General features: G+C 60.8%; 21 protein-coding genes. 12 read left to right on the forward strand and 9 right to left on the reverse strand.

From position 1 onward, the window contains the following. Window positions 1-245: 245 nt before the first annotated feature. Window positions 246-1,181, reverse strand: a complete 936-nt coding sequence (locus tag ABV589_RS09455; RefSeq protein WP_367085664.1) for a transposase — start codon at window positions 1,179-1,181, stop codon at window positions 246-248. A gap of 239 nt (window positions 1,182-1,420) precedes the next feature. Continuing rightward, window positions 1,421-2,602 (reverse strand): NO-inducible flavohemoprotein, encoded by a 1,182-nt coding sequence (hmpA, locus tag ABV589_RS09460; RefSeq protein WP_367085665.1) that lies wholly within the window; start codon window positions 2,600-2,602, stop codon window positions 1,421-1,423. Window positions 2,603-2,765: 163 nt separating this feature from the next. On the opposite strand from hmpA, the gene norR reads away from it, so the two are divergent. The 5 genes from norR (at window position 2,766) to ABV589_RS09485 (ending at window position 7,297) form a co-directional block, all read left to right on the forward strand. Next, complete coding sequence (gene norR / locus ABV589_RS09465) at window positions 2,766-4,319, forward strand: nitric oxide reductase transcriptional regulator NorR (RefSeq protein ID WP_367085666.1); 1,554 nt, start codon at window positions 2,766-2,768, stop codon at window positions 4,317-4,319. Between the two features lie 273 nt (window positions 4,320-4,592). Next, a complete protein-coding gene (locus ABV589_RS09470; RefSeq protein WP_007968390.1) occupies window positions 4,593-5,495 on the forward strand; it encodes a chemotaxis protein in 903 nt (300 codons plus the stop codon). A gap of 25 nt (window positions 5,496-5,520) precedes the next feature. Beyond that, entirely contained in the window at window positions 5,521-5,979 is a 459-nt protein-coding gene (locus tag ABV589_RS09475) for an N-acetyltransferase (protein ID WP_367085667.1), read from the forward strand. 158 nt (window positions 5,980-6,137) lie between these two features. Then, a complete protein-coding gene (locus tag ABV589_RS09480; RefSeq protein WP_367085668.1) occupies window positions 6,138-6,461 on the forward strand; it encodes a hypothetical protein in 324 nt (107 codons plus the stop codon). An 86-nt stretch (window positions 6,462-6,547) separates the two neighbouring features. Further along, entirely contained in the window at window positions 6,548-7,297 is a 750-nt protein-coding gene (locus tag ABV589_RS09485; RefSeq protein WP_367085669.1) for a YkgJ family cysteine cluster protein, read from the forward strand. Window positions 7,298-7,437: 140 nt separating this feature from the next. Here the strand turns inward: ABV589_RS09485 and ABV589_RS09490 are convergent, their stop codons facing one another. The 3 genes from ABV589_RS09490 to ABV589_RS09500 all read right to left on the reverse strand — a co-directional run bounded on the left by ABV589_RS09490 (window position 7,438) and on the right by ABV589_RS09500 (window position 10,071). Further along, window positions 7,438-9,027, reverse strand: coding sequence for a PAS domain-containing methyl-accepting chemotaxis protein (locus ABV589_RS09490; protein ID WP_367085670.1), 1,590 nt, complete (start codon window positions 9,025-9,027; stop codon window positions 7,438-7,440). Between the two features lie 150 nt (window positions 9,028-9,177). Further along, a complete protein-coding gene (locus tag ABV589_RS09495; RefSeq protein ID WP_007961647.1) occupies window positions 9,178-9,417 on the reverse strand; it encodes a hypothetical protein in 240 nt (79 codons plus the stop codon). 291 nt (window positions 9,418-9,708) lie between these two features. After that, window positions 9,709-10,071, reverse strand: coding sequence for a DUF6124 family protein (locus ABV589_RS09500; RefSeq protein WP_367085671.1), 363 nt, complete (start codon window positions 10,069-10,071; stop codon window positions 9,709-9,711). Between the two features lie 970 nt (window positions 10,072-11,041). Between ABV589_RS09500 and ABV589_RS09505 the strand changes: the two genes are divergently transcribed. The 7 genes from ABV589_RS09505 (at window position 11,042) to ABV589_RS09535 (ending at window position 21,061) form a co-directional block, all read left to right on the forward strand. Next, entirely contained in the window at window positions 11,042-12,199 is a 1,158-nt protein-coding gene (locus tag ABV589_RS09505; protein ID WP_367085672.1) for an efflux RND transporter periplasmic adaptor subunit, read from the forward strand. Further along, window positions 12,196-15,297: a multidrug efflux RND transporter permease subunit gene (locus ABV589_RS09510; protein ID WP_367085673.1), complete on the forward strand. Its 3,102-nt coding sequence runs from the start codon at window positions 12,196-12,198 to the stop codon at window positions 15,295-15,297. Before ABV589_RS09505 ends, ABV589_RS09510 begins: the two co-directional genes overlap by 4 nt. Window positions 15,298-15,304: 7 nt before the next feature. Next, window positions 15,305-15,982: a heavy metal response regulator transcription factor gene (locus tag ABV589_RS09515; protein WP_007916978.1), complete on the forward strand. Its 678-nt coding sequence runs from the start codon at window positions 15,305-15,307 to the stop codon at window positions 15,980-15,982. Then, window positions 15,972-17,336 (forward strand): heavy metal sensor histidine kinase, encoded by a 1,365-nt coding sequence (locus ABV589_RS09520; protein WP_367085674.1) that lies wholly within the window; start codon window positions 15,972-15,974, stop codon window positions 17,334-17,336. The genes ABV589_RS09515 and ABV589_RS09520 overlap by 11 nt, the downstream gene beginning before the upstream one ends. A 286-nt stretch (window positions 17,337-17,622) precedes the next feature. Further along, the gene (locus ABV589_RS09525) at window positions 17,623-17,844 is read left to right on the forward strand and encodes a hypothetical protein (protein WP_367085675.1); all 222 of its coding nucleotides are present in this window, start codon (window positions 17,623-17,625) and stop codon (window positions 17,842-17,844) included. 197 nt (window positions 17,845-18,041) lie between these two features. Next, window positions 18,042-19,358, forward strand: a complete 1,317-nt coding sequence (locus ABV589_RS09530; RefSeq protein WP_367085676.1) for an OprD family porin — start codon at window positions 18,042-18,044, stop codon at window positions 19,356-19,358. Between the two features lie 194 nt (window positions 19,359-19,552). Further along, entirely contained in the window at window positions 19,553-21,061 is a 1,509-nt protein-coding gene (locus ABV589_RS09535) for a sensor domain-containing diguanylate cyclase (RefSeq protein ID WP_367085677.1), read from the forward strand. 202 nt (window positions 21,062-21,263) lie between these two features. Here ABV589_RS09535 and lpxC read toward each other — a convergent pair whose 3' ends face one another. The 4 genes from lpxC to ABV589_RS09555 all read right to left on the reverse strand — a co-directional run bounded on the left by lpxC (window position 21,264) and on the right by ABV589_RS09555 (window position 25,694). Next, a complete protein-coding gene (gene lpxC, locus ABV589_RS09540; RefSeq protein ID WP_007961638.1) occupies window positions 21,264-22,175 on the reverse strand; it encodes a UDP-3-O-acyl-N-acetylglucosamine deacetylase in 912 nt (303 codons plus the stop codon). A 112-nt stretch (window positions 22,176-22,287) separates the two neighbouring features. Then, window positions 22,288-23,484 carry a cell division protein FtsZ gene (ftsZ, locus tag ABV589_RS09545; protein ID WP_047599230.1) on the reverse strand — a complete coding sequence of 399 codons (1,197 nt, stop codon included), beginning with the start codon at window positions 23,482-23,484 and terminating at the stop codon, window positions 22,288-22,290. A 68-nt stretch (window positions 23,485-23,552) separates the two neighbouring features. Then, window positions 23,553-24,812 (reverse strand): cell division protein FtsA, encoded by a 1,260-nt coding sequence (gene ftsA, locus ABV589_RS09550; RefSeq protein WP_003228014.1) that lies wholly within the window; start codon window positions 24,810-24,812, stop codon window positions 23,553-23,555. A gap of 15 nt (window positions 24,813-24,827) precedes the next feature. Next, entirely contained in the window at window positions 24,828-25,694 is an 867-nt protein-coding gene (locus tag ABV589_RS09555) for a cell division protein FtsQ/DivIB (protein WP_123587829.1), read from the reverse strand.

Here is a 25,694-nt window from a genome sequence, read left to right on the forward strand (position 1 = left end):
AAAGATGGCGTGCGACCGGGGCGATCCTGATCAGCCAGACGAACGGGCGTCTGTCATCAGCATCGGGAGGAATAAACGATAAGCCGGTTAAGAAACTATTAACCTTGGAACACTTTTCTATAAGTCAGAACTGCATAACGGCCTTCGCGGGCAAGCCCGCTCCCACAGGTTCCGCGTCGTTCACACATTCTGTGCACGCCACAAATCCTGTGGGAGATTCTATGTTGCTCAGCAACCCTAGAATCTCAAACTGATCGGTATTCGCCCTGATTCTTCATCAGGGCGAATGCCACTCGGCAGAGCTTGCGAGCAAGAGCTACCAATGCCTGTGTTTTCGAGAAGCCTCTGGCCAGGTAAGACTCGTAAAAAGGCTTCCACTTGGTTGAGCGACACGCCGCCATTGCGGCGTTGTAGGCTAATCGACGGATCTCCGGATCTCCTTTTTTGCTCAGGAACCTCGGGCCGTTCTTTTTCCCCGAATCGTCCACCGTCAGATCCATACCCAAAAACGCGATGAACGCGTCGCTGTTGGCAAAGTCACCGCGCATATAGGTCGTTGCCAACCCAGTCGCAGTCAACTCTCCCACGCCCTCGATTGCTTTGCAGCGGCCAATATTCTCATCAATACCGGCCTCTTTGCTGACTTTGCGCAGCAGGTTTTGAATGACCTTGTCGGATCGCTCGAATGCCTTTTGCTGAGCCGTACGTTCTTTCTTCAGCAAGGGTTCATCGGCCCAGCTCAACATCAGACCCGTATGGTTCTGAATCAGCGTCGCGCGTCTGTGCAGCAAGCTTTTCAGTACGGTGTAGGCTTTAGGAGGCGGGTTCCAAAGCCGCAGTTTGCTTTGTTCATTCGTCAGATAGCGTGCGAGCACGCGTGCATCGCATGGATCATTTTTGGCTCGCTGACCGACACCGCGACGATAGTGGCTGACTCGATAAGCATCCACCACATAGACCTGATGTCCCATCGCATGAGCCAGATCAACAGTCTCCAAATGGTAGATATTGGTGGCTTCGACAGCGATAGCGCTTTGCGCGGGCAGAGTTTTGAGCCAACGTTTGAGGGCGGCACGATCATTCTTGACCGCTTCAATGGTTTCCAGGTCGGCGCGATAGACAACGATTTCGGCCTTGGCGATATCGATACCAACAACCGTCTGCGAAGTAAGGATTGTCATGACGAATCCTCGGAGCTAGGGTTTAAGAGCTTGTTGGGGTCTACCGTTGCGCTGGCTTGTCTCTGTCGTCGGTTTACCGATGAATTCCTTATTGGCGCTTTGGGTAGAAGGGGCGGGACGAGAAGTCTCCCACGGTCTGTACTGGTCAGAGTCAGAATCGAGTCTGTAGTCCCGCCCACCCCTTCAAGTCTAAACATACAAGCGAGCCTGCTCGCGAATGAAGGCAACCCGGTTCTGGATTATTCCAAAGCCGCCGCCGGCCCGAAAAACTCATAACGGCTCTGCTGCTCCGGCACACCCAGCGCTTTCAGATGCCGCTTGATCGCCCCCATGAACCCTTTCGGCCCAAGGAAATAAGCGTCGACATCCCGTTGCGCCGGCAGCCATTCGCCCAACTGCTCCTGACTGAGGATCCCGATCCTGTCCGCCGCCGGGCTCACGCCGTCATCCTCGGCGTAGCAATAGAAGCGCTTGAGCTGTGGATGACGCGCCGCCAACCCATCGATCCAGTCGCGGAACGCATGCACGCTGCCGTTGCGCGCGCAGTGAATAAAATGCACCGGGCGCTCGGTTTGCAGCGCCGCTTCGAGCATCGCCAGAGTTGGGGTAATGCCAACGCCACCACTGATCAGCACCAACGGCTTGTCGCTGGCAGTCAGGGTGAACTCGCCCGATGGCGGGAACAGCTGAATGCTCGCGCCGACGTGCAGTTGATCATGCAAGTGGTTGGACGCACGACCACCCGGTTCGCGTTTGACGCTGATGCGGTACTGACCTTTATTGGCCAGTGCCGACAGCGAGTAATTGCGACGGACTTCTTCTCCGTCGAGGAACAGCTTCATGCCGATGTACTGACCCGGCTCTGCAGCAAGGATCGGACCTTTGTCCGCAGGCTCGAAGTAGAACGAGATGATTTCCGCGCTCTCCTCGACCTTGTCCACCACGATGAACTCCCGCGCCCCGCGCCAGCCGCCGACCGCTTGTTCTTTCTGGTCGTAAATCGCGGCTTCGGCGCCAATCAGGATCTCGGCGAGTTGCCCGTAAGCGGCACCCCACGCGCTCATCACTTCCGGAGTGGCGATCTCGTCGCCGAGCACTTCGGAAATGGCCCGCAGCAGGCAGGTGCCGACAATCGGGTAGTGCTCCGGGAGAATCTGCAGGGCTACGTGCTTGTTGATGATCTTCGCCACCAGATCGCCCAACTGGTCGAGCTGATCGATGTGTCGGGCGTACATCAACACGCCGTTAGCCAACGCACGCGGCTGATCGCCACTGGCCTGGTGCGCCTGGTTGAACAGCGGGCGAACCTCAGGATATTCAGAGAGCATCATGCGGTAGAAGTGGGTGATCAGCGCTTCACCACCGCTTTCCAGCAGAGGCACTGTGGATTTGACGATGGCACGATCCTGGACGCTAAGCATAAGAGTGACTCCTGAGCTTTTTTGAGAATTACCCTGTAGTTATCAGTTTTCATGCCAGATTTTTTATCTTTATAAATCAATGATTTAATTTATAAGTAGTCATTTAGACTCAAACACACATATAGTCATCGCGACTACATCGAGTCTCTTTGACTACAAGACCATGACCGCCAAATCCCTGCTTACCGCTTTGCTTCCACTGGTCGCCGACCTGTCCCGCGAACTGCCGGAAGGCGAGCGCTATCGACGCCTGCTCGAAGCCATGCGCGCCCTGCTGCCGTGCGATGCCGCCGCGTTGCTGCGCCTGGACGGCGAATGGCTGGTGCCGCTGGCGGTGGACGGTTTGAGCACCGACACCCTCGGCCGGCGCTTCAAGGTCAGCGAACATCCCCGTTTCGAGATCCTGCTGGACGGCGCCGGACCGACCCGGTTCGCCGCCGACAGCGACTTGCCCGACCCGTATGACGGCTTGGTCGATGGACTGGGCGATCATCTGGAAGTGCACGACTGCCTCGGTTGCCCGCTGTTCGTCGATGAAAAACTCTGGGGCCTGATCACCCTCGACGCCCTCGACCCGGAGCGTTTCGAGCCGATCGAACTCGACGCCCTGCAAGCCTTCGCCAGCCTCGCCTCGGCCACGGTCAACGCCGCCGAACGTATCGAACGCCTGGCGCTGCGTGCCGAAGACGAACACCAACGCGCCGAGGTCTACCGGCAGGCCAGCGGTCAGCAGCAGCGCGAAATGATCGGCCAGAGCAGGGCGCACAAACGTCTGGTGGAGGAAATCAATCTGGTCGGCGGCAGCGACCTGACCGTGCTGATCACCGGCGAAACCGGGGTCGGCAAGGAACTGGTGGCGCAGGCGATCCACGCCGCCTCCCCGCGTGCGGACAAACCGATCATCAGTCTCAACTGCGCCGCCCTGCCCGACACCCTGGTCGAGAGCGAACTGTTCGGCCACGTGCGCGGTGCCTTCACCGGCGCCACCAGCGACCGCCGCGGCAAGTTCGAACTGGCCAATGGCGGCACGCTGTTTCTCGATGAAGTCGGCGAACTGTCGCTGACCGTGCAGGCCAAGTTGCTACGGGTGCTGCAAAGTGGTCAGTTGCAGCGGCTCGGCTCGGACAAGGAACATCAGGTCGATGTGCGCCTGATCGCCGCGACCAACCGCGATCTGGCCGAAGAAGTGCGCAGCGGCCGCTACCGCGCCGACTTCTATCACCGCCTGAGCGTGTACCCGCTGCGAGTGCCGGCGTTGCGTGATCGCGGGCGCGACGTATTGTTGCTCAGCGGCTTCTTTCTGGAACAGAACCGCTCGCGCATGGGCCTCAACAGCCTGCGCCTGAGCAGCGACGCTCAGGACGCGCTGCTCGCCTACACTTGGCCGGGCAACGTGCGTGAACTGGAACACTTGATTGGCCGCAGCGCGCTGAAAGCGCTGGGCAACTGCAAGGTACGGCCGAAGATTCTCAGTTTGAGCGCGGCGGATCTGGATCTGCCGCGCGAGGTTGTGGATAACTCGCCCGCGCCGGTTGCCGAGGTGCCCGCGATGCCGTTGATCAGCGGCGATCTGCGCAGCGCCACCGAGCAATATCAGCGGCAGTTGATCAGTGCTGCGCTTGAGCGTCATCAGGATAGCTGGGCGAGTGCGGCGCGGGAGTTGGGGCTGGACCGGGCGAATCTGGGGCGGATGGCTAAACGCCTTGGAATGAGATAGATCTCCATTGTGGCGAGGGAGCTTGCTCCCGCTCGGCTGCGCAGCAGTCGCAATATCAGCGGACATGGCCAAGCTGATACACCGCGGTGGATGGTTATGGGAGCGCTTCGCACTCCAGCGGGAGCAAGCTCCCTCGCCACAGAGCATTCGCCGCCGTTCGGCCGAGATTGGGGATTGAGCCTAAAGCCTGCCCCCGACAAGTCGATAACCCGGCATCAATAGTTTCTGGCGATTTGCACCCTCGCCCATCACCTTTTTCCACAGAAGGTTCATATGTCTTCCACCAAAGCCCGCGCAGATTCACTTTCGCTTCTGCTGTTTACCTTGCGCAGCGGCAAGCTGATGGCGATCAACCTGCTGAAAGTCAGTGAAATCATCCCGTGCCCGCCGCTGACCAAAATGCCCGAGTCGCATCCGCACATCAAAGGCATCGCCACCCTGCGCGGCGCATCGCTGTCGGTGATCGACCTCAGCCGTGCCATCGGCGAGCGACCGCTGGAAGACCCCAACGGCGGCTGCCTGATCGTCACTGACGTTAGCCGCTCCAAGCAGGGTCTGCATGTGCAGGCGGTGAGCAAAATCGTCCATTGCCTGACCACCGACATCAAGCCGCCGCCGTTCGGCTCCGGCGGCTCGCGCGCCTACATCACTGGCGTGACCTCGGTCGACGGCACCCTGGTACAAGTGCTGGACATCGAGAAAGTCATCCACAGCATCGCCCCGGCGCAAATCGAAATGGCCCCGACCGACCTGAGCATGGAAGACGCCGAAGTGCTCGGCAACGCACGGATTCTGGTGGTCGACGACAGCCAGGTGGCGCTGCAGCAATCGGTGCACACCCTGCGCAACCTCGGCCTGCAATGCCACACCGCGCGCAGTGCCAAGGAAGCCATCGACTGCCTGCTGGATCTGCAAGGCACCGCGCAACAGATCAACCTGATCGTCTCCGACATCGAAATGTCCGAGATGGACGGCTACGCCTTCACCCGCACCCTGCGCGAGACGCCGGACTTCGCCCACCTCTACGTGCTGCTGCATACCTCGCTCGACAGCGCGATGAACAGCGAAAAGGCCCGACTGGCCGGGGCCAACGCGGTGCTGACCAAGTTCTCCTCGCCGGAACTGACCCAACGTCTGATCGAAGCGGCCAAACACGTCGCGGCCAACGGTCACTGAGTTGAGCCAGACTTACTGCTTTTTGATGCGGCGCGACCTTCGCCAAGGCGTGCCGGCCATCCACTGGCCGGAAGGTATTGAGCTGAGCACTTATCGTCCGGAACTGGCGGCGACCGTGCATCAGCTGATGCAACTCGGCTACCGCGAAGGCGGTGGTCGCGTGCCGGCGCTGGAGGAGTGGCAACAGCGGTTTGAAAGCGATGCCGAATACGATCCCCAGCTGTGCTGGATTGCCACGGACGCTGGGGGCGTGGTTGGTTTGGCGCAATGCTGGACCAGTTCCTATATCAAAAATCTGGTAGTGCATCCGCGCGCTCATGGTCGTGGACTGGGTCGAGCGCTGCTGCTGAATGCATTCAAGGTGTTTCAGCAACGCCGCGAAGGTTTTGTCGATTTGAAGGTGCTGGAAGACAACCTGCGGGCGCAGCGGTTGTATGAAAGTGCCGGGATGTTTGTGGTTCGCCGGGAAATCGTGCCGGACTGATTCAAAGTCAAAAGATCGCAGCCTGCGGCAGCTCCTACAAAGAACGCGCTTCCCTGTAGGAGCTGCCGCAGGCTGCGATCTTTTAGCGGCGCCTCAGGCAACAAAACGCTTTAGGCATACTCCAACCTCTGGACCCTCAAGACCAAGGATGCCGCCCCATGAAAACCCTCACCCTGAGCCTGCTCTGCCTCACCGGCCTCACCTCCCAGGCCCACGCCTCCAGCCCCGACGCCTGGGCTGCCTATGACAAAACCGTGCTCGCCAGTTGCACCAAGACCAGCGGCCTGAAAGACGCCAGACCCGTCGGCACACCCGCGCAATTCGATGACCGCGTCGGCTACACCGCCGTGCTGCTGCAAGGCCAGTACCCGCAAAAACACATGAAAGGCCAGCAAGGCACTGAGCTGTGCCTGTACAGCAAAAAGTCGAAAACCGCCTTCGTCACCGAATGGGACTCGATCCGTCCGACCGCCAAGCCTTGAGGGCTGGCGCACAACTTGCTTCGATCAGTCTCAGCCTGGCGACTTTACGTCGCCGTTTCACACTCTGATTGAAGATTGATCGTGCAATGAATACGACGTTTTCCTGCGTTGGCTGCGGCAAATGCTGCACCGACCACCATGTGCCCCTGACCCTCGCCGAAGCCCGCATGTGGGCGGCGGATGGCGGTCAGGTGATCGTGCTGGTGGAGGCTTTTCTGGGCAACGGCCTGGGCCTGCCGGCGCAGCAGCGTGAACACGCCGAGCGGCGTTCGCTGGTGGTGCGCAGCGGCACGGCCGAGGCCCACGTGGCCATCACCTTCGCCGCGTACAACGTCGGGCGCTGCCGGAATCTTGACGAAGAAAACCTGTGCCGCATTTACGAACGCCGGCCATTGGTGTGCAGGATTTATCCGGCGGAAATCAACCCGCACATCCCGCTCAATCCAGCCGCCAAGGATTGCCCGCCAGAGTCGTGGCAACAGGGGCCGCTGCTGATTGTCGGAGGGGAGTTGGTCGATCAGGAACTGCTGGAGCTGATCCAGCGCTCGCGCCAGGCTGATCGCGATGACATCCGTATCAAGGATGCGATCTGCGCGGCGCTGGGGATTCGCACCACGGCGCTCAAGGGCGACGGGTTTACCGCGTATTTGCCGCAGATGGACGCGTTCGCGGCCGTGATCGATCAGGTTGCAGCACAGCCACTGAATACAGAATCCAGTGAATGGTTGTTTCATCTGTCCGGTGACGACGTTGCCGGGCAATTGGTGGCGGCCGGCGCACAGGTGGTGACGGAGCCGGCGCAGACGTACGCGTTTATTTCGTTGCGGGCGGCTTGATCCAAAATTCAAGGTGACTGGACTGGCCTCATCGCTGGCAAGCCAGCTCCCACAATGTTCTCGAGTGTTCACATAATTTGTGCACGACGCAGAAACCTGTGGGAGCTGGCTTACCAGCGATGAGGCCAGTGAGAGCAGCATCAATCCCGAACCTGCCGCCGCCCCCAGAACTCCCGCGCCAACAACCGCAAATCCCCCGCCAGCCCCGCCACATCTTCCGAATTGCGCTGACTCTGCCGCCCTTCATCCACCGTCAATTCCGACGCCGTGCGGATGCTGACGATGTTGCGATTAATGTCTTCGCTCACCGCGCTCTGCTGCTCCACCGCTGCGGCAATCTGCAGGCTCATTTCGGTGATCTGCTCGACCCGCTCACTGATCCCGTCCAGCGCCCGCGCCGCGCGCTGGGCCTGTTCGACGCTGTTATCCACATGCTCGCTGCTCTGCTGCATCACCAGCACCGCATCCCGCGCGCCGTTCTGCAGGGTGCTGATCATCCGCTGAATCTCATTGGTCGACTGCTGCGTGCGCTGCGCCAGCCCGCGCACCTCATCGGCTACCACCGCGAAGCCGCGCCCGGCATCCCCGGCCCGTGCGGCCTCGATCGCCGCGTTGAGCGCCAGCAGATTGGTCTGCTCGGCGATGCTGCGGATCACCTCCAGCACCCCGGAAATCTCGCTGCTGTGGCCTTCGAGCTGATGAATCACCTCGGTCGCCCGTCGCAGTTCTTCGGCCAGACGCAGCACCGCGCTGCGACTCTCGCCCACCAGCAAATGCCCTTCTCGGGTTTCCGTCCCGGCCATATCCGCCGCCACCGACGCCTGCTGCGCATGGCTGGCAACCTGCGCGACGCTGGCGGCCATCTGATGAATCGCCGCCGCCACCTGATCGGTTTCGGCCTGTTGCGCCAGCGAACTGCTGTGGCTGCTTTGCAGATGATCGACCAATTGCGCCGCGTGCCCGGCCAACTGCTGCGACGCATCACCGATACGCCCGACCACCGCGCCGACCTGCGCTTCGAGCATCTGCAGGGCGAATTCGATCTGGCCGATTTCATCGCGGCGCCCGGTGTAAATGCTCTGACTCAACGGATTGTCCGCGACCTGCCGCGCCCGTTCGCTCAGCCGCTCCAGCGGCCGCAAGATCCAGCGCACACCCAACGCACAAAGGCTACTGCCGCAGACAAACAGCACCCCGTCGATCCACGCCGACTCCGGGCGCAACCAGGCTTCAATCCCCAGCACCAGCCCCAGCAAAGCACTGGCCGACGCCGTGACCTTGCCGCGCAAACCAAGCCCGGGCAGCGCCCGCCGCCCCTTCGACTCACCGCGCAATTGCGCATACGCCCGCTCAGCCGCCGCCACCTGCCGCGCATCAGGCCGGGTGCGCACCGACTGATACTCCACCGCCACGCCGTTCTGCGTCACCGGCGTGACATACGCGCTGACCCAGTAGTGATCGCCGTTCTTGCAGCGATTCTTCACCAGCCCCATCCACGAGCGCCCGCCCTTGAGTGTCTGCCACATATGCGCAAACGCCTGCGCCGGCATGTCCGGGTGGCGCAGCAGGTTGTGCGGGGTGCCGAGCAATTCGTCGCGGCTGTAACCGCTGATTCTGATGAAGTCTTCGTTGGCGTAGGTGATCGCGCTGGTCAGATCGGTGGTCGAAAGAATGTTCGCATCCAGCGCCACATCGACGTTACGGCCGGTTACCGGGAGATTGATCTTCATGAATGGCGCGCTCGTTTTATTGGAAGAGTCGGCAGGGCTGCTGACTCTAAGCGCACCAATTGGTCAAATATTGATCTGGCTCAGGATCTGAGCACTTAGCCATCACTGCGACCGAAAATCGCAGTCGATGGCCAAAAGGAGGGATGAAACTCAGCGCTTGCCCATCGAGCGACGGGTACCCGGCGGCGCCATGCCCGGGGTCTTGGTGTGACCGTTCTTGGCGCCGTTCTTGTACCACGGCTGATTCGAACCCTTGGCAGCCGCCAGTTCACCTGGTTTGAACGGGAACTTGAAAGCCGGGATCTCGGGTTTGGTTTCGCTGGCGTCAGCCAGTTCAGCCGGGACATCGCTCACGGCGTCGTCAACCGGCGGTTGGGTCGGGGAAGTCATAAAAGCTCCGCAAAGCAAAAAGTCGGGCCCGAACAGTGAGCCGCGAAGGCGCGCAGTATACCTGCGCGCCTTGCGACAGCACCTGAAGATTTGCAGCGTACGCCGAACGGTTTAGAGGTAGGTGCAATGTTTCCCGAATCGGGAATGATCGGTCCCTTTTTGGGACCGGCTAACAACAAGAGCCGGCAGAGATGCGTCGCCCGCACAGACGTCTTCGCGAGCAGGCTCGCTCCCATAGGTGAGTGGGAGTGAGCCTGCTCGCGATGAAGGATGACGCGGTGCCTGGACGGATCAAGTGCGTGGATCAACCCTATCCAGCGCCCGATTCACCGCCAGTTCGGCGAGCATGACGATCTGCTGGATCGCCAACGCCGTGCTGCGTTGCGGACCACCGAGTTCATTGGCGAAATTGCTGGCCATGGCACTGACAGAGGCCAACGATTCGTAGGCGTGGGCGAGCAGGGTTTCGGTGTCGATAGCTGGGTTGACCAGAAACATTGTGCTTGGCTGTCGCGGCTGGGCGGGTTGCGGACAGAGGTAGAAGTCGAGCGCGCGTTTGATGGCTTCGCGGTTTTGGGCGAGGTCTTCTGCGCGGATGGCTTCGGCGAGTGGGGTTTTAGGTTCGGGGGGTGGGTCTGGAATCAGTTTATCCATGGGTAGCTCCTACTTGTATTTGGGAGCCAGCCTTTGTCGTTTCCACACGACAAAAGGTGGCAACTGTGCGCGGGGTGGAAAACCGATAAGTAGGCAACCGGCCAGACCGAAGTCTGCCCACGCACAGCCGCCGCGACGCAGTTTGCAGACGAAAAAAGACGTCGGCAACGATTACGGTGCTGGTGCATTGTTTCTACTTGAATCGGGTTTCCACACCCGATCGCTGAATTTGCAGCGACAACCAAAGCCTAGAGACCCCGCTTCCGACGGACAACCTGAAAACCTTGTGGGAAGGTTCTGGTTGTTTGGCACAAAATTAAACAGATCAATGTAATCGGCTGACTGGACAGACCTCTTCGCGAGCAAGCTCGCTCCCACAGTTGAATCGAGTACACCTGCCAGAGATTGGTCGGCTGTCAGGCCGCCATCGCTGGCAAGCCAGCTCCCACAAAAGAGCAAAAGCAAAAGCAAGATCAAAAGATCGCAGCCTGCGGCAGCTCCTACAGGGAAGATAAGTACAACCCGCACGCGGCGCATGCCGCCCCACTCCAGGATGAGCGCAAGCTCGGCTGTCGCTCTTGATCTTGATCCACGGGCGACGTCGGAAGGCTGAGTGGAGGGATTGATCCGGGCGTGGGAGCGCAGCGACCGTTTGGCGCAGCCAAACACAGCGAGAGGAGGTGCAGCGAAGCAAACCGTAGGCGCTGCGCCCGGATCGATCCCGGAGCGAAGGAACCCCGAGCTTTAGCGAGCGGGCCGAACGCAGGAGCAAGCGTTTTTGGTTACTTTTGAGGCGTTTGTCAAAAGTGACCCGCCGTAAGGGCGGAACCGTAATCAGCCACACCCGCAGAAACGGATATACACCCCGGCGAAACTGACAGCGCTGACAGCCAGCCGTCACCCTCCTGACCCCCAAACAAGTTTATAAATACCCAACCTGCCCAAACTCCAGCCCTTGGCGCCCCATTTCATGCGAATCAAGAAAAACCAAGCCCTACTAGCCCTAGTGATCGCCCTGGCCGCCGCAGGCGCATGGTGGGCAATGAAACCCGCCCCGACCAAACTGGCCACCCCGACCGCCATCCCGGTTCGCGTCGTCACCGTCAGCGAAAAAGACGTCCCCCGCTACACCAGTGGCATCGGCTCCGTACTCTCATTACACAGCGTCGTAGTACGCCCACAAGTCGACGGCATCCTCACCAAAATCCTCGTCAAGGAAGGCCAACTCGTCAAAGCCGGCGACCTGCTCGCCACCATCGACGACCGCTCGATCCGCGCCAGCCTCGACCAGGCCCGAGCGCAACTGGGCGAAAGCCAGGCGCAATTGCAGGTCGCCCTGGTCAACCTCAAGCGCTACAAACTGCTCAGCGTCGACGACGGCGTCTCCAAGCAGACCTACGACCAGCAGCAGGCACTGGTCAACCAACTGAAAGCCACCGCCCAGGGCAACCAGGCCTCGATTGACTCGGCGCAGGTACAACTTTCCTACACGCAGATTCGCTCCCCGGTCACCGGCCGCGTCGGTATTCGTACAGTCAATGAAGGCAACTTCCTGCGCATGACCGACACCGCCGGCCTGTTCACCGTGACCCAGATCGACCCGATCGCCGTCGAGTTCTCGCTGCCCCAGCAAATGCTGCCGACCCTGCAGGGCTTGATCAACGATCCGCAGCGTGCGCAGGTCAAGGCCTACATCGGCGCCGACACCGACGGCGAAACCGGCAACCTGCTCGGCGAAGGTCACCTGACCCTGATCGACAACCAGATCAACGCCAACACCGGCACCATCCGCGCCAAGGCCGAATTCGACAACGCCAGCCAGAAACTCTGGCCGGGCCTATTGGTGACGGTAAAAATTCAGACGGCGCTGGACAAGGATGCGCTGGTGGTGCCGCCCACCGTCGTACAGCGCGGTCTCGATCAACACTTCGTCTATCGCGTGAATGGCGACAAGGTCGAAGCCGTACAAGTGCAGATGGTTTATCAGGGCAGCGGGCAGGACATCATCAAAGGCGTGAAGGCCGGCGATCAGTTGGTCAGTGACGGCCAGTCGCGGCTCAAACCCGGTTCGACCGTGCAGGTCATGACCGAACCGCCGCAGGTGGTGCAAGCGGAGCCGAAACCATGAAGGAGCACAAAGGCGTTTCCACCTGGTGCATCGATCACCCCGTCGCGACGATTCTGCTGACCATCGCATTGGTGCTGGTCGGCGTGATTGCCTTCCCGCGCCTGCCAATTGCCCCACTGCCGGAAGCAGAATTTCCTACAATTCAGGTCTCGGCGCAGTTGCCCGGCGCCAGCCCCGACACCATGGCCTCGTCCGTGGCCACGCCGCTGGAGGTGCAATTCAGCGCCATCCCCGGCATGACCCAGATGACCTCCAGCAGTGCGCTCGGCTCCAGCCTGCTGACCCTGCAATTCACCCTCGACAAGAGCATCGACACCGCCGCCCAGGAAGTCCAGGCGGCGATCAACACCGCCGCCGGTAAACTGCCCAAGGACATGCCGACCCTGCCGACCTGGAAGAAGGTCAACCCGGCCGACAGCCCGGTGCTGATCTTAAGCGTCAGCTCGACGCAAATGCCCGGCACCGAACTCAGCGACTTGGTGGAAACCCTGCTCTCGCGTCAGATCAGTCAGATCGACGGCGTAGGCCAGATCAACATCACCGGTCAGCAACGTCCGGCGATCCGCGTGCAAGCCTCGGCCGACAAACTGGCGGCGATTGGCCTGACCCTGGCCGACATTCGTCTGGCGATCCAGCAGACCAGCCTCAACCTCGCCAAAGGTGCGTTGTACGGCGAATCGAGCATCTCGACGCTGTCGACCAACGACCAGTTGTTCCACCCCGAGGATTACAGCCAACTGATCGTTTCCTACAAGGACGGCGCCCCGGTTCACCTGCGCGATGTCGCCAAAGTCGTCAACGGTTCGGAAGATGCCTACGTGCAGGCCTGGGCTGGTGATCAACCCGGGGTGAACCTGGTCATATCGCGGCAACCGGGGGCGAACATCGTCGAAACCGTCGACCGCATTCAAGCCGCCCTGCCCGGCCTCGAAGCCATGCTCCCGGCCTCGGTGCAGGTGAAAACCCTGATCGACCGCACCCAGACCATCCGCGCTTCGCTGCATGAAGTCGAGATCACCCTGCTGATCGCGATTCTGCTGGTGGTGGCGGTGATGGCGCTGTTCCTGCGCCAGTTGTCGGCGACCATGATCGTCTCGGCCGTGCTCGGCGTGTCGCTGACCGCCAGTTTCGCCCTGATGTACCTGCTGGGGTTCAGCCTGAACAACCTGACGCTGGTGGCGATCGTCGTTGCGGTCGGGTTTGTCGTCGACGATGCGATCGTGGTGGTGGAGAACATCCACCGGCATCTGGAGGCCGGCGACAGCATGCGCGAAGCGGCGGTCAAAGGTGCCGGCGAGATCGGCTTTACCGTGGTGTCGATCAGTTTCTCGCTGGTGGCAGCGTTTATTCCGCTGCTGTTCATGGGCGGCGTGGTCGGGCGGTTGTTCAAGGAATTCGCCCTGACGGCGACCTCGACCATTTTGATTTCGGTGGTGGTGTCGTTGACCCTCGCGCCGACGCTGGCAGCGCTGTTCATGCGCAAACCGGTGCACCACGCCCACGACAAACCGGGCTTCAGCGAACGCTTGCTGGCCTGGTACGAAAAAGGCCTGCGCCGCGCCCTCGCCCATCAGAAGCTGATGATCGGCGTGTTCGGCCTGTCGCTGGCAATGGCGATTGCCGGCTACATCTTTATCCCCAAGGGTTTTTTCCCGGTGCAGGACACCGGGTTTGTCCTCGGCACCACCGAAGCCGCGGCGGATATCTCCTACGGCGACATGGTGAAAAAACACCTGGCGATGGCCGAAATCGTCGCCGCCGACCCGGCCGTGCAGGCGTTCTCGCACTCGGTGGGTGTATCCGGCAGCAACCAGACCATTGCCAACGGGCGCTTCTGGATTGCTTTGAAAAAACGCGGCGACCGCGACGTCTCGGCCAGCCAGTTCATCGACCGCATTCGTCCGCAACTGATGAAAGTCCCGGGCATCGTCCTGTACTTGCGCGCCGGCCAGGACATCAACCTCAGCTCCGGGCCAAGCCGCGCACAATACCAATACGTGCTCAAGAGCAACGACGGCGCGACCCTCGCCACCTGGACCCAGCGCCTGACCGAAAAACTGCGCAGCAACCCGGCGTTCCGCGACATTTCCAACGACCTGCAACTGGGCGGCAGCATCACTCACATCAGCATCGACCGCAGCGCCGCCGCGCGTTTCGGCCTGACCGCCAGTGACGTGGACGAGGCGCTGTACGACGCCTTCGGCCAACGCCAGATCAACGAGTTCCAGACCCAGGTCAACCAGTACAACGTGATTCTGGAACTGGACACCAAACAACGCGGCAAGGCCGAAAGCCTCAACTATTTCTACCTGCGCTCGCCGCTGAGTGGCGAGATGGTGCCGTTGTCGGCGCTGGCCAAATTCGATGCGCCGACCATCGGCCCGCTGTCGATTGCCCATGACGGCATGTTCCCGGCCGCCAACCTGTCGTTCAACCTCGCGCCCGGCGTGGCGTTGGGCGATGCGGTGATCCTGCTCAATCAGGCCAAGGCCGAGATCGGCATGCCGACCGCGATCAGTGGCAACTTCCAGGGCGCGGCGCAGGCGTTCCAGAGTTCGCTGGCCAGTCAGCCGTGGCTGATTCTCGCGGCGCTGGTGGCGGTGTACATCATTCTCGGCGTGCTTTACGAGAGCTTCGTGCATCCGCTGACGATCATTTCGACCCTGCCGGCGGCGGGCCTCGGTGCAGTAATCATGCTGTGGATCTGCGGTCAGGACTTTTCGATCATGGCGCTGATCGGGCTGGTGCTGCTGATCGGTATCGTCAAGAAAAACGGCATTCTGATGATCGACTTTGCGCTGGAAGCCCAGCGCAATCGCGGACTGGCACCGCAGGAGGCGATTTTCGAAGCGTGCCTGACGCGGTTCCGGCCGATCATCATGACCACCCTCGCCGCGTTGCTCGGCGCGCTGCCGCTGATGCTCGGTTACGGCACCGGCGCGGAACTGCGCCAGCCGCTGGGGATCGCGGTGGTGGGCGGCTTGCTGGTCAGCCAGATGCTGACGCTGTTTACCACGCCGGTCATATACTTGTGGCTTGAGCGGCTGTTCCACAGGCCCAAACCGATGCCCACGACGGCACTGGCGACTACAGACTGAGGCGGTCATGCGCGTTCTGATTATCGAAGACGAGGAAAAAACCGCGGACTATCTGCACCGCGGTCTGACGGAACAGGGTTACACCGTGGATCTGGCCCGCGACGGCGTCGAGGGCCTGCATCTGGCGCTGGAAAGCGACTACGCGGTGATCGTCCTCGACGTGATGCTACCGGGCCTGGATGGCTTCGGCGTGCTGCGCGCATTGCGTGCGCGCAAGCAGACCCCGGTGATCATGCTCACCGCCCGCGAGCGCGTTGAAGACCGGATCAAGGGCCTGCGTGACGGCGCCGACGATTACCTCGGCAAGCCGTTTTCCTTTTTGGAACTGGTAGCTCGCCTGCAAGCGCTGACCCGGCGCAGCGGCGGCCATGAACCGGTGCAAGTGAGCATCGCCGACCTGTGGATCGATCTGATCAGCCGCAAGGCCACCCGCGCCGGCACGCGGCTGGATCTGACCGCGAAAGAGTTCTCGCTGCTCAGCGTGCTGGCGCGCCGGCAAGGTGAAATCCTCTCGAAAACCGCGATTGCCGAGATGGTCTGGGACATCAATTTCGACAGCGACGCGAATGTCGTCGAAGTCGCGATCAAGCGCCTGCGGGCCAAACTTGACGGACCGTTCGACGAGAAACTGCTGCACACCATTCGCGGCATGGGTTATGTGCTGGAGAGCCGTGGTGTCCAGTAATTCGATTGCCCTGCGCCTCAGCGGCATGTTCACGCTGGTGGCGCTGCTGGTGTTTCTGTTGATCGGCGGCGCGTTGTATCAGCAGGTCGACAAAGGCCTGGGTCTGCTGCCGGAGGCCGAGCTGGATGCGCGTTACAGCGTGCTCGAATCGGCGCTCAACCGTTATGGCACGCCTGAGCATTGGGTGAAGATCAACGCCAAGCTCAAGCTGCTCGGCGAAGAGGACAAACGCATCCGTTTCTGGGTGGTCAGCGGCGATCCCGGCTACGAATATGGCGAGCCGGATGCCTTGATCCGCGCCTTCGCCCAAGGGCCGCTGGGCATGCATGACCTGCAATTGCCCGAGCATCCTTATCCGCTGAAAGTGCTGCTCACCGAATTGCCCGCCAAGGATCAACGCCCGCCGCTGCGCTTCATGATCGGCATCGATACCGAGACTTTCCACGAGACTCAGCACAACCTGCTGATCGCCCTGATCGGCCTGGCGATTGTCGGCGTGCTGCTGGCGTCGGCGCTGGGTTATTGGGTGGCGCGGATTGGCTTGAAGCCGCTGATCAAACTGTCCCACGAAGCCCAGCGCCTGGCGCCGCCACTGCGCGCCGGGCGCTTGCGCCTGTCACCGTTGCCGCCGGAGCTTGAGCAGTTTGTCGAGTCGTTCAACTCGACACTGGAGCGGGTCGAACAGGCCTATTCGCGGCTGGAATCGTTCAACGCCGACGTCGCCCACGAACTGCGCTCGCCATTGACCAACCTGATCGGCCAGACCCAGGTCGCACTGACGCGCGGGCGCTCCGCCGAGCATTATTTCGAAGTGCTGCAATCCAATCTTGAAGAACTGGAACGCCTGCGTTCGATCATCAACGACATGCTGTTTCTGGCCAGCGCCGATCAGGGCAGCAAGGCGACCAAACTCACTGAAACTTCATTGGCCGATGAGGTCGCGACCACGTTGGAGTACCTGGATTTCATCCTCGAAGACGCGCAAGTGCAGGTGCATGTGAGCGGCGATGCCAAGGTGCGAATCGAGATTGCGCATCTGCGCCGGGCGCTGATCAACCTGCTGAGCAACGCCGTGCAGCACACCGAGCCGGGCAAGGTGATCGAGGTGCGCATCGAGGTTGAAGAGCATCAGGTCAGCATCGGCGTGGCCAACCCGGGATCGCCGATTGCCAACGAGCATTTGCCGCGGTTGTTCGAGCGCTTCTACCGGGTCGATGCCTCGCGCAGCAACAGCGGCAACAACCATGGATTGGGGTTGGCGATCGTCAAGGCGATTGCGTTGATGCACGGTGGGGATGTGTTTGTGCGCAGTGATCGCGGGATGAATACTTTCGGGATTCACCTTCCGGTCTAACTGAAAAGCAAACCACTGTGGCGAGGGAGCTTGCTCCCGCTGGGCTGCGAAGCGGCCCCATACCCGGCAATCACATTCATTCAGACATACTGCGTTTGCAGGATTTACGACTGCTGCGCAGCCGAGCGGGAGCAAGCTCCCTCGCCACAGGGAATGGCGTTCACCCATGGTTGATCTTTGCTTCTGCTGTAACAGTCATTTATGAAAATCACGCTGTTTCCCGGCGCCCGGCGACCTTATCTTTGCCCGCACCAAACAGCACTTGCCAAGCAAGAAGGTTTTCAAGATGTCCAACAGCATGGGTATTGCCAGCGCTTTCGTTTTGTCCTCATTGATCCTGTCGCCAATGGCGATGGCTGAAGAATCGCAGTCGTTCGTCGCGCAGAATGCCGCTCGCGCTCACGCCTTCGAACAGTCTCAGACAGAAGTGATGGCCAAATCGCAGGACGCCTCGCAAGCCCCTCAAGCCGCCACTTCCCAGGCTCAAGCAGCCGAGAAAGACAGCTGAGTCGCGCACCGCGAAACATTTCCCTCGACGCGGTTGTTTGGCTCTTCCCGTTCAACCGTCGTCCTTGCAGGCCGCTGATTTTCAGCGGCCTTTTTTCGTTGTGGTCTGAAAGCCGTTTGGTTCGTCTGTAAAAAACAAGAAACATCCCGCACCTCAAGACATTGAAGTGTCAGTTGACCCAAGGAGCTCCATCGCAAGTGCGTTACCCAGTCCGCTTCTCTCCGTTGTTCATTGCAATTGCCGCAACGATTGCCCCCGCCGCCCATGCCGACGAAGCCGCCAAGGAAGGTTTCGTCGAAGGCTCGAGCCTCAACCTCAACGCCCGCAACTACTACATGAATCGCAACCGTCTGCAACAGACGGACGACAACATCGAGTGGGGTCAGGGCTTTCTCGGGATCTTCCAGTCGGGCTACACCGAAGGCACGGTCGGCTTCGGCATCGACGCCCACGCCATGCTCGGGCTGAAGCTCGACGGCGGCGGCGGTACCGATGGCTCAAGCATCCTGCCGATCAGCGATGGCAGCGGCAAAGCGCCGGGCTCGTTCTCGAGCGCGGGCGGCACGTTGAAGATGCGCGCGTTCGATACCGAGCTGAAGGCCGGTGACCTGTTCCTCACCAACCCGGTGATTGCCGGCGGTGAGTCGCGCATGCTGCCGCAGACCTTCCGTGGCGTCAGTCTGACCAATCACAGTTTCGACGGCTGGATGTTCGAAGGTGGCCAGGCCAGTTTCACCAAGCCGTACAACCAGAGCGGTCGCCAGCGCATCGGCACGTCCTACGGCAAACTCGCCGAGGGCGACGAAAGCCGTCACCTTAACTGGGCCGGCGTGTCCTGGAGCGGCGTCGAAGGCCTGACCAGCAATCTGTACGCCGCCGAGCTGAAGGACATCTGGAACCAGTACTACTACGACCTCGACTACACCTGGCAGCTGAACGATCTGGTCAGCCTCAACCCGGGCCTGCACTTCTATCACACGCAGGACACCGGCGACGCGCTGCTGGGTAACATCGACAACAACACCTACAGCCTGCATTTCACCGTCGGCATCGGCAACCACAGCGTCACCGCTGCGTACCAGCGGGTCAACGGCAACACGCCGTTCGACTACATCAGCCAGGGCGACAGCGTTTACCTCGACAACTCCCAGCAGTACTCGGACTTCAACGGCCCGAACGAGCGCTCGTGGAAGCTCAAGTACGCCTATGACTTCGCCGGTCTCGGTGTGCCGGGCCTGACGTCGGCGGTTTCCTATTCGCGTGGCACCGTGGACCTGACCAAGGTTGATCCGGACAGCAAAGGCTATGCCTCGTGGTACAGCGCTGACGGCCGTAATGCCAAGCACTGGGAGCGTGACCTCGACCTGAAATACGTGGTGCAGAGCGGCCAGGCGAAAGACCTCGCGGTGCGCCTGCAGTGGGCGAGCAACCGGGGTGGGAACGGTTACGGCGCGATTGATACGGATACCGATGAATACCGTGTGATTGTCGACTACCCGATCAACGTCTTCTAAGATCACCTCAAGTCAGTCGCGACTGACACAGAACCTGTGGCGAGGGAGCTTGCTCCCGCTGGACTTGCGCAGCAGGCCCCTCCTCGAAAGCGAGGGGTCGCTGCGCAACCCGGCGGGAGCAAGCTCCCTCGCCACAGATGGTTCCGTGTTTGTGCAACTACTCTTATAAGTCTCACCCCAACCGACAGCCCATCATGATCGCGAGCCGTACCCCACCTCTGGCGGGCAAGACCGGACGCCCCGAATTGCTGCTGATCTGCGGCAGTTCGCTGACCGTGATCGCGATTCTGTGCATCGTCACTTTTCTGCTGATTCGTGAGCACGCCAACGCTCAGGAATCGGCCACCCGCAGCGCCACCACCATCGCCCAGTTGATCGACGCCGACGTCCTGCGCACGGTCGAGTTGTATGACCTGACCTTGCAAGGCCTGATCGCCGCCGCCCAGCGCGACGACTTGCGCGACGTCACCCCGCAGATCCGCCATCTGGCGCTGTTCGACCGCTCCACTACTGCGCGCTTCAAGGGCGACATCCTGCTGCTCGACAAGCACGGCGATGTGGTCGCCGACTCGTCGCGGGTCGAACCCAAGCCGGGCAATTTCGCCGACCGCGATTACTTTCTCGCCCATGCCTTCAACCGCGATATCGGCATGTTTATCAGCCGCCCGTTCAAGACCCGCTGCGATTGCGACGACGCCAATCAATGGCGTATCAGCTTCAGTCGGCGGATCTCCTCCAACACCGGTGAGTTCGCAGGCGTGGCGGTGGCGTCGATGAAGCTCGACTACTTCGATCAACTGTTCAACAGCCTCGACATCGGCAAGGACAGCACGCTGAACATCATCAACAGCGACGGCGTGCTGCTGGCGCAGAAGCCTTATCTGCAAAGCGACTCTATCGGCAAGAGTTTCGGCAACCGGCCCAACGTGGTGCGGATTCTCGGCGACAAGGATGGTAGCGGCAGTTTCACCAGCACCTCGAGCATGGATCATCAGCAACGGCTCTACACCTATTCGCGGGTCGGCAATCTGCCGTTGACAGTGATGGTCGCGCTCTCCAGTGATGAGGTGTTCGGCACCTGGCGCCGCACCGCGCTGTTGATCAGTGGCGCCACCGGCGTGCTGTGTGTCGGGCTGCTATGGCTGACCTGGCTGCTGGCCCGTGAGCTGCGCTTGCGCCAGCGCGCCGAACGCGAACTGGCGCAACTGGCCGCCACCGATGCGCTGACCGGCGTGGCCAACCGGCGGATGCTCGATCAGGCGCTGCGCCACGAATGGTTCCGCGCCCAGCGCTCGGGCAAGCCGCTGTCGGTGATGATGATCGATGCCGATCACTTCAAGGCGTTCAACGACCGTCATGGGCATCAGGCCGGTGATCAGGCGCTGCGCGAACTGGCCAAGGTGATCACGGCGAACGTACGACGACCAGGGGATCTGGTCGCCCGTTACGGCGGTGAAGAGTTTTCGGTGATCCTCGCCGAAACCGACAGCAGCGGCGCCGCACAGATTGCCGAGCATATCCGCCAGGCGGTCGAGCAAATGCCGAGGGTCGAGGGCGCGGACGTGGCGATGACCGTCAGTATCGGCATCAGCACCTGGACGGCAACGGTCGAGATGTCGCTTGAGCAACTGCTGTTTGCGGCGGACAAGGCGTTGTATCAGGCCAAAGAAGGGGGGCGCAATCGGGTGGTGGTGGCGGCCTGAAACCTCGAGGTGCTGGCACTGGCCCAATCGCTGGCAAGCCAGCTCCCACATGGGTATGTGGGGTGCTGCAGATTTGAGATCAACAAAGAACTTGTGGGAGCTGGCTTGCCAGCGATTGGGCCTGCCCAGGCAACACAAAAACCGCAGGCATAAAAAAAGGCCATCCGAGGATGGCCTTCAAAAAACTAGAGAGGTTTTTTACTTACACCGCCGCAACCGGGCGCATGTAAGAGATCGGTGCAGTGCTGGCGTCTTCGAACGTCACGACTTCCCACGCATCTGTCTGCTCAATCAACTTGCGCAGCAGCTGGTTGTTCAGTGCATGACCGGACTTGAAGCCTTTGAACTCACCAATCAGGCTGTTACCCAGCAGGTACAGGTCGCCAATCGCATCGAGGATCTTGTGCTTCACGAATTCGTCTTCGTAGCGAAGGCCGTCTTCGTTCAGTACACCATCGGAATCCACCACGATCGCGTTTTCAACGCTGCCGCCGAGTGCGAGGTTGTGCTTGCGCAGGTACTCGATGTCACTCATGAAACCGAAAGTACGGGCGCGGCTGACTTCTTTTACGAACGAAGTGCTGGAAAAATCCACGCTTGCACTTTGGGTGCGGTCCCGGAAAACCGGGTGATCGAAATCGATCTCGAAGCTCACCTTGAACCCTTCGAAAGGGACGAAAGTGGCGCGCTTGTCGCCGTCTTCCACTGTCACTTCACGCAGGATGCGGATGAATTTCTTGGCGGCGTCCTGCTCTTCCAGGCCAGCCGATTGAATCAGGAATACGAACGGTCCAGCGCTGCCATCCATGATCGGGACTTCGGACGCGGAGAGCTCGACGTAGGCGTTATCGATGCCCAGGCCAGCCATGGCCGAGAGCAAGTGCTCTACCGTGTCCACTTTGACGTCGCCATTGATCAGCGTCGTCGACATAGTGGTTTCACCGACGTTTTCCGCGCGGGCAGGGATCTGCACCACAGGGTCGAGGTCAGCGCGACAAAACACAATGCCAGTGTCGACAGGCGCAGGCTTGAGGGTCAGGTAGACCTTCTCCCCGGAATGCAGGCCTACACCTGTGGCACGGATAATATTTTTCAGTGTGCGTTGTTTAATCATGGCTTGGGCCGCTTCAGCGCAAATTGCGAACTGGTATCAACAAAGGCTGGCGATAATAGCAGACCGAGCCTTTGCTGAACACCAATCACCGTCATAGCCCTGATACATTCCATCAATCGGCCTGACGACGCAGGAATGCCGGGATGTCCAGGTAATCCAGATCGTCCTGCGGGTTCATCTTCGCGGCAGTCGCAGCACCGGCCTGAGCCTGGTTGCGCATGACGGTCGGACGGTCCAGGTCACGGTAGTTCACCGCCGGAGCTTCCTGACGCGCAGGAGCCGGTTGTTGCACCTGAGCGGAAGCCATGGAGGTGTGAACGGTGTTGTCGATGACCTTCACAGGCTTCTCGATTTTCGCGCCCAGACCGGTGGCAACCACGGTGACGTGCAGTTCGTCGCGCATGTCCGGATCGATAACGGTACCGACCTTGACCATTGCGTGCTCGGAAGCGAAGGCTTCGATGATGCTACCCACGTCGGAGTACTCACCCAGGGACAGGTCGGGACCTGCGGTGATGTTCACCAGGATGCCGCGTGCGCCTTGCAGGTTCACGTCTTCCAGCAGCGGGTTGCGGATGGCCGCTTCGGTTGCTTCACGTGCACGGTTCGGACCGCTGGCGCAGCCAGTGCCCATCATCGCCATGCCCATTTCGCTCATCACGGTACGCACGTCGGCGAAGTCGACGTTGATCATGCCCGGACGCTTGATGATGTCGGAGATACCGCGAACGGCACCGGCCAGTACGTCGTCAGCCTTGGCGAAAGCCGACAGCAGGCTGGCGTCTTTACCGAGGATGGTCAGCAGCTTCTCGTTGGGAATGGTGATCAACGAGTCGACGCTTTCGGAGAGCATGCGGATGCCTTCGTCGGCGATCTGCATACGCTTGCGGCCTTCGAACGGGAACGGACGGGTCACGACCGCAACGGTCAGGATGCCCATTTCCTTGGCCACTTCGGCGATGATCGGTGCAGCACCGGTACCGGTACCGCCGCCCATGCCAGTGGTGATGAACACCATGTTGGTGCCCTGCAGGACTTCGGCAATGCGCTCACGGTCTTCGAGAGCGGCCTGACGACCTACTTCAGGGTTGGCGCCGGCGCCGAGACCTTTGGTCACGCCGGTGCCCAGTTGCAGGATGGTGCGCGCGCCGATGTTTTTCAGCGCTTGAGCATCAGTGTTGGCGCAGATGAATTCGACGCCTTCGATGTTGCTCTTGACCATGTGGTTGACAGCGTTGCCGCCGCCACCGCCAACACCGATAACTTTGATTACCGGGCTTGCGGGGATGTTGTCTACGAGTTCGAACATTTTCCCTCTCCTTACATTCTCTAGTTTTTTCGCCTACTGCATTTTTGTTGCGGTGTTGCGGTAAAGCGTTAGAAGTTGCCTTGAACCCACTTCTTCAATCGGTCCAGCAACGGCGCCTGTGGCTCATCGTTGCTGTAGCTGTCGCGGCTGCCGATGCCCGAGAACGAGATCCCGTCGGACTGCTTCTGCAGGCCGTACATCAACAAGCCCACGCCAGTGGAATAAATCGGGTTACGCACCACGTCATCCAGGCCCTTCACGCCATGCGGCACGCCCAGGCGCACCGGCATGTGGAAGATTTCTTCAGCCAGTTCGGTGGCACCTTCCATCTTCGACGTACCGCCGGTCAGGACGATGCCCGCCGGGATCAGGTCTTCGTAGCCGCTGCGACGCAGCTCGGCCTGAATCAGGGTGAACAGCTCGTCGTAACGCGGCTCGACCACTTCGGCCAGGGCCTGACGCGACAGTTCGCGCGGTGGACGGTCGCCAACGCTCGGCACCTTGATGGTTTCGCCGGCACCGGCCAGTTTGGCCAGGGCGCAGGCGTAGCGGATCTTGATCTCTTCGGCGTACTGGGTCGGGGTGCGCAACGCCATGGCGATGTCGTTGGTCACCTGATCACCGGCAATCGGGATCACCGCAGTGTGGCGGATCGCGCCTTCGGTGAAGATCGCAATGTCGGTGGTGCCGCCGCCGATGTCGACCAGGCACACGCCCAGCTCTTTTTCGTCGTCGGTCAGTACCGAGTAGGCCGAGGCCAGTTGCTCGAGAATGATGTCGTCGATTTCCAGACCGCAGCGACGCACGCATTTTTCAATGTTCTGTGCAGCGTTGACGGCGCAGGTGACCACGTGAACCTTGGCTTCCAGACGCACGCCGGACATGCCCAGAGGCTCGCGGACGCCTTCCTGGTTATCGATCACGTAATCCTGCGGCAGGGTGTGCAGCACGCGCTGGTCAGCCGGGATCGCCACGGCCTGGGCGGCGTCAAGTACGCGCTCCAGGTCAGCCGAGCTCACTTCGCGGTCACGAATCGCCACGATGCCGTGGGAGTTCAGGCTGCGGATGTGATTGCCGGCCACGCCGACGAACGCCGAGTGAATGCGGCAGCCCGCCATCAGTTGGGCTTCTTCGATCGCGCGCTGGATCGATTGCACGGTCGACTCGATGTTCACCACCACGCCCTTCTTCAGGCCGCGGGACGGGTGAGTACCGATACCGACGATTTCCAGCGTGCCGTCGTCCGCGACCTCGCCTACCAGCGCCACCACCTTGGAGGTGCCGATATCCAGACCGACGATCATTTTGCCGCTTTGCACGTTTGCCATGGGTCCTGCCTCTTCTTAATTCTTTGCGACAGCGGGTTTGTCTGTCGTCGGCGCTACAGGTTCCCGCCAGCCAACGGCGAGGCCGTTGGCGTAGCGCAGATCGATGCGCGCAATGTTCGTAATCTGGTCTTTAAGCGTCTTGTCATAGATGGCAATGAAGCGGCGCATCTTTTCCACCAGGTTGCCGCGTCCCAGCAGCAACTCGATGCCGGGGCCGGAGCTGCCGGCACCGGTGGTCAGGAACCAGCTGCCACGTTCACGCAGTTCCAGGCGCGCGATCGAGAAGCCCAGCGGCCGGAGCATCTGGCTCAGCACCTGATACTGCTGCATCACTTGCTGCTGGGCCCGTTGTGGGCCGAACAGCTGTGGCAGGTGTTCGTAGTTCGCCAACTCCTTTGGCGTGAAGGCCTGACCCTGGTTGTTGAGCAGCGACTCGTCGCCCCAACGGGCCACGGGCAGTTGCTCTTCGAGGCGGATCACCACCTGATCCGGCCACACCCGGCGTACTTCGGCGTGGGCGATCCAGGGCATCTGCTCAAGTTCGGTACGCATGCTGGCCAGATCAATGGTGAAGAAGCTCGACGCCACGTACGGGGCGATTCGCTGCTGCACCGCTTGCTGACTGATGTAGCTCAGGTCGCCCTGCACGGCGATCTTGGTGATCGGCCGGTCGGCGTACGGCAGCAAACGCTGCGCGCCTTCGTAGGTGCCGAACCCGAGCGCCACCAGCAGCACCGGCCAGAACAGGCTTTTCAGAAAGCCGAAATTGGCTTTCGGCAGGCGCGCGGACATCGGCTCTTTGGCCACCATTCGGCTGGCACCCCGCGGCACCGGCTTGCGGCCGGGTGCGGGTGGCTGATGTCTGAGATGAGCGCCTTGCAT

The organism is Pseudomonas sp. HOU2 (assembly GCF_040729435.1).
Lineage (GTDB): Bacteria > Pseudomonadota > Gammaproteobacteria > Pseudomonadales > Pseudomonadaceae > Aquipseudomonas.

Coding starts and splice junctions, on each gene's coding strand:
- ftsZ (WP_047599230.1), bottom strand. CDS start 23,484: ATGTTCGAACTCGTAGACAACATCCCCGCAAGCCCGGTAATCAAAGTT.
- ABV589_RS09555 (WP_123587829.1), bottom strand. CDS start 25,694: ATGCAAGGCGCTCATCTCAGACATCAGCCACCCGCACCCGGCCGCAAG.
- ABV589_RS09525 (WP_367085675.1), top strand. CDS start 17,623: ATGTCCAACAGCATGGGTATTGCCAGCGCTTTCGTTTTGTCCTCATTG.
- ABV589_RS09515 (WP_007916978.1), top strand. CDS start 15,305: ATGCGCGTTCTGATTATCGAAGACGAGGAAAAAACCGCGGACTATCTG.
- ABV589_RS09480 (WP_367085668.1), top strand. CDS start 6,138: ATGAAAACCCTCACCCTGAGCCTGCTCTGCCTCACCGGCCTCACCTCC.
- ABV589_RS09510 (WP_367085673.1), top strand. CDS start 12,196: ATGAAGGAGCACAAAGGCGTTTCCACCTGGTGCATCGATCACCCCGTC.
- ABV589_RS09485 (WP_367085669.1), top strand. CDS start 6,548: ATGAATACGACGTTTTCCTGCGTTGGCTGCGGCAAATGCTGCACCGAC.
- ABV589_RS09455 (WP_367085664.1), bottom strand. CDS start 1,181: ATGACAATCCTTACTTCGCAGACGGTTGTTGGTATCGATATCGCCAAG.
- ABV589_RS09470 (WP_007968390.1), top strand. CDS start 4,593: ATGTCTTCCACCAAAGCCCGCGCAGATTCACTTTCGCTTCTGCTGTTT.
- ABV589_RS09490 (WP_367085670.1), bottom strand. CDS start 9,027: ATGAAGATCAATCTCCCGGTAACCGGCCGTAACGTCGATGTGGCGCTG.
- norR (WP_367085666.1), top strand. CDS start 2,766: ATGACCGCCAAATCCCTGCTTACCGCTTTGCTTCCACTGGTCGCCGAC.
- ABV589_RS09500 (WP_367085671.1), bottom strand. CDS start 10,071: ATGGATAAACTGATTCCAGACCCACCCCCCGAACCTAAAACCCCACTC.
- ABV589_RS09475 (WP_367085667.1), top strand. CDS start 5,521: ATGCGGCGCGACCTTCGCCAAGGCGTGCCGGCCATCCACTGGCCGGAA.
- ABV589_RS09505 (WP_367085672.1), top strand. CDS start 11,042: ATGCGAATCAAGAAAAACCAAGCCCTACTAGCCCTAGTGATCGCCCTG.
- ABV589_RS09495 (WP_007961647.1), bottom strand. CDS start 9,417: ATGACTTCCCCGACCCAACCGCCGGTTGACGACGCCGTGAGCGATGTC.
- hmpA (WP_367085665.1), bottom strand. CDS start 2,602: ATGCTTAGCGTCCAGGATCGTGCCATCGTCAAATCCACAGTGCCTCTG.
- lpxC (WP_007961638.1), bottom strand. CDS start 22,175: ATGATTAAACAACGCACACTGAAAAATATTATCCGTGCCACAGGTGTA.
- ftsA (WP_003228014.1), bottom strand. CDS start 24,812: ATGGCAAACGTGCAAAGCGGCAAAATGATCGTCGGTCTGGATATCGGC.
- ABV589_RS09535 (WP_367085677.1), top strand. CDS start 19,553: ATGATCGCGAGCCGTACCCCACCTCTGGCGGGCAAGACCGGACGCCCC.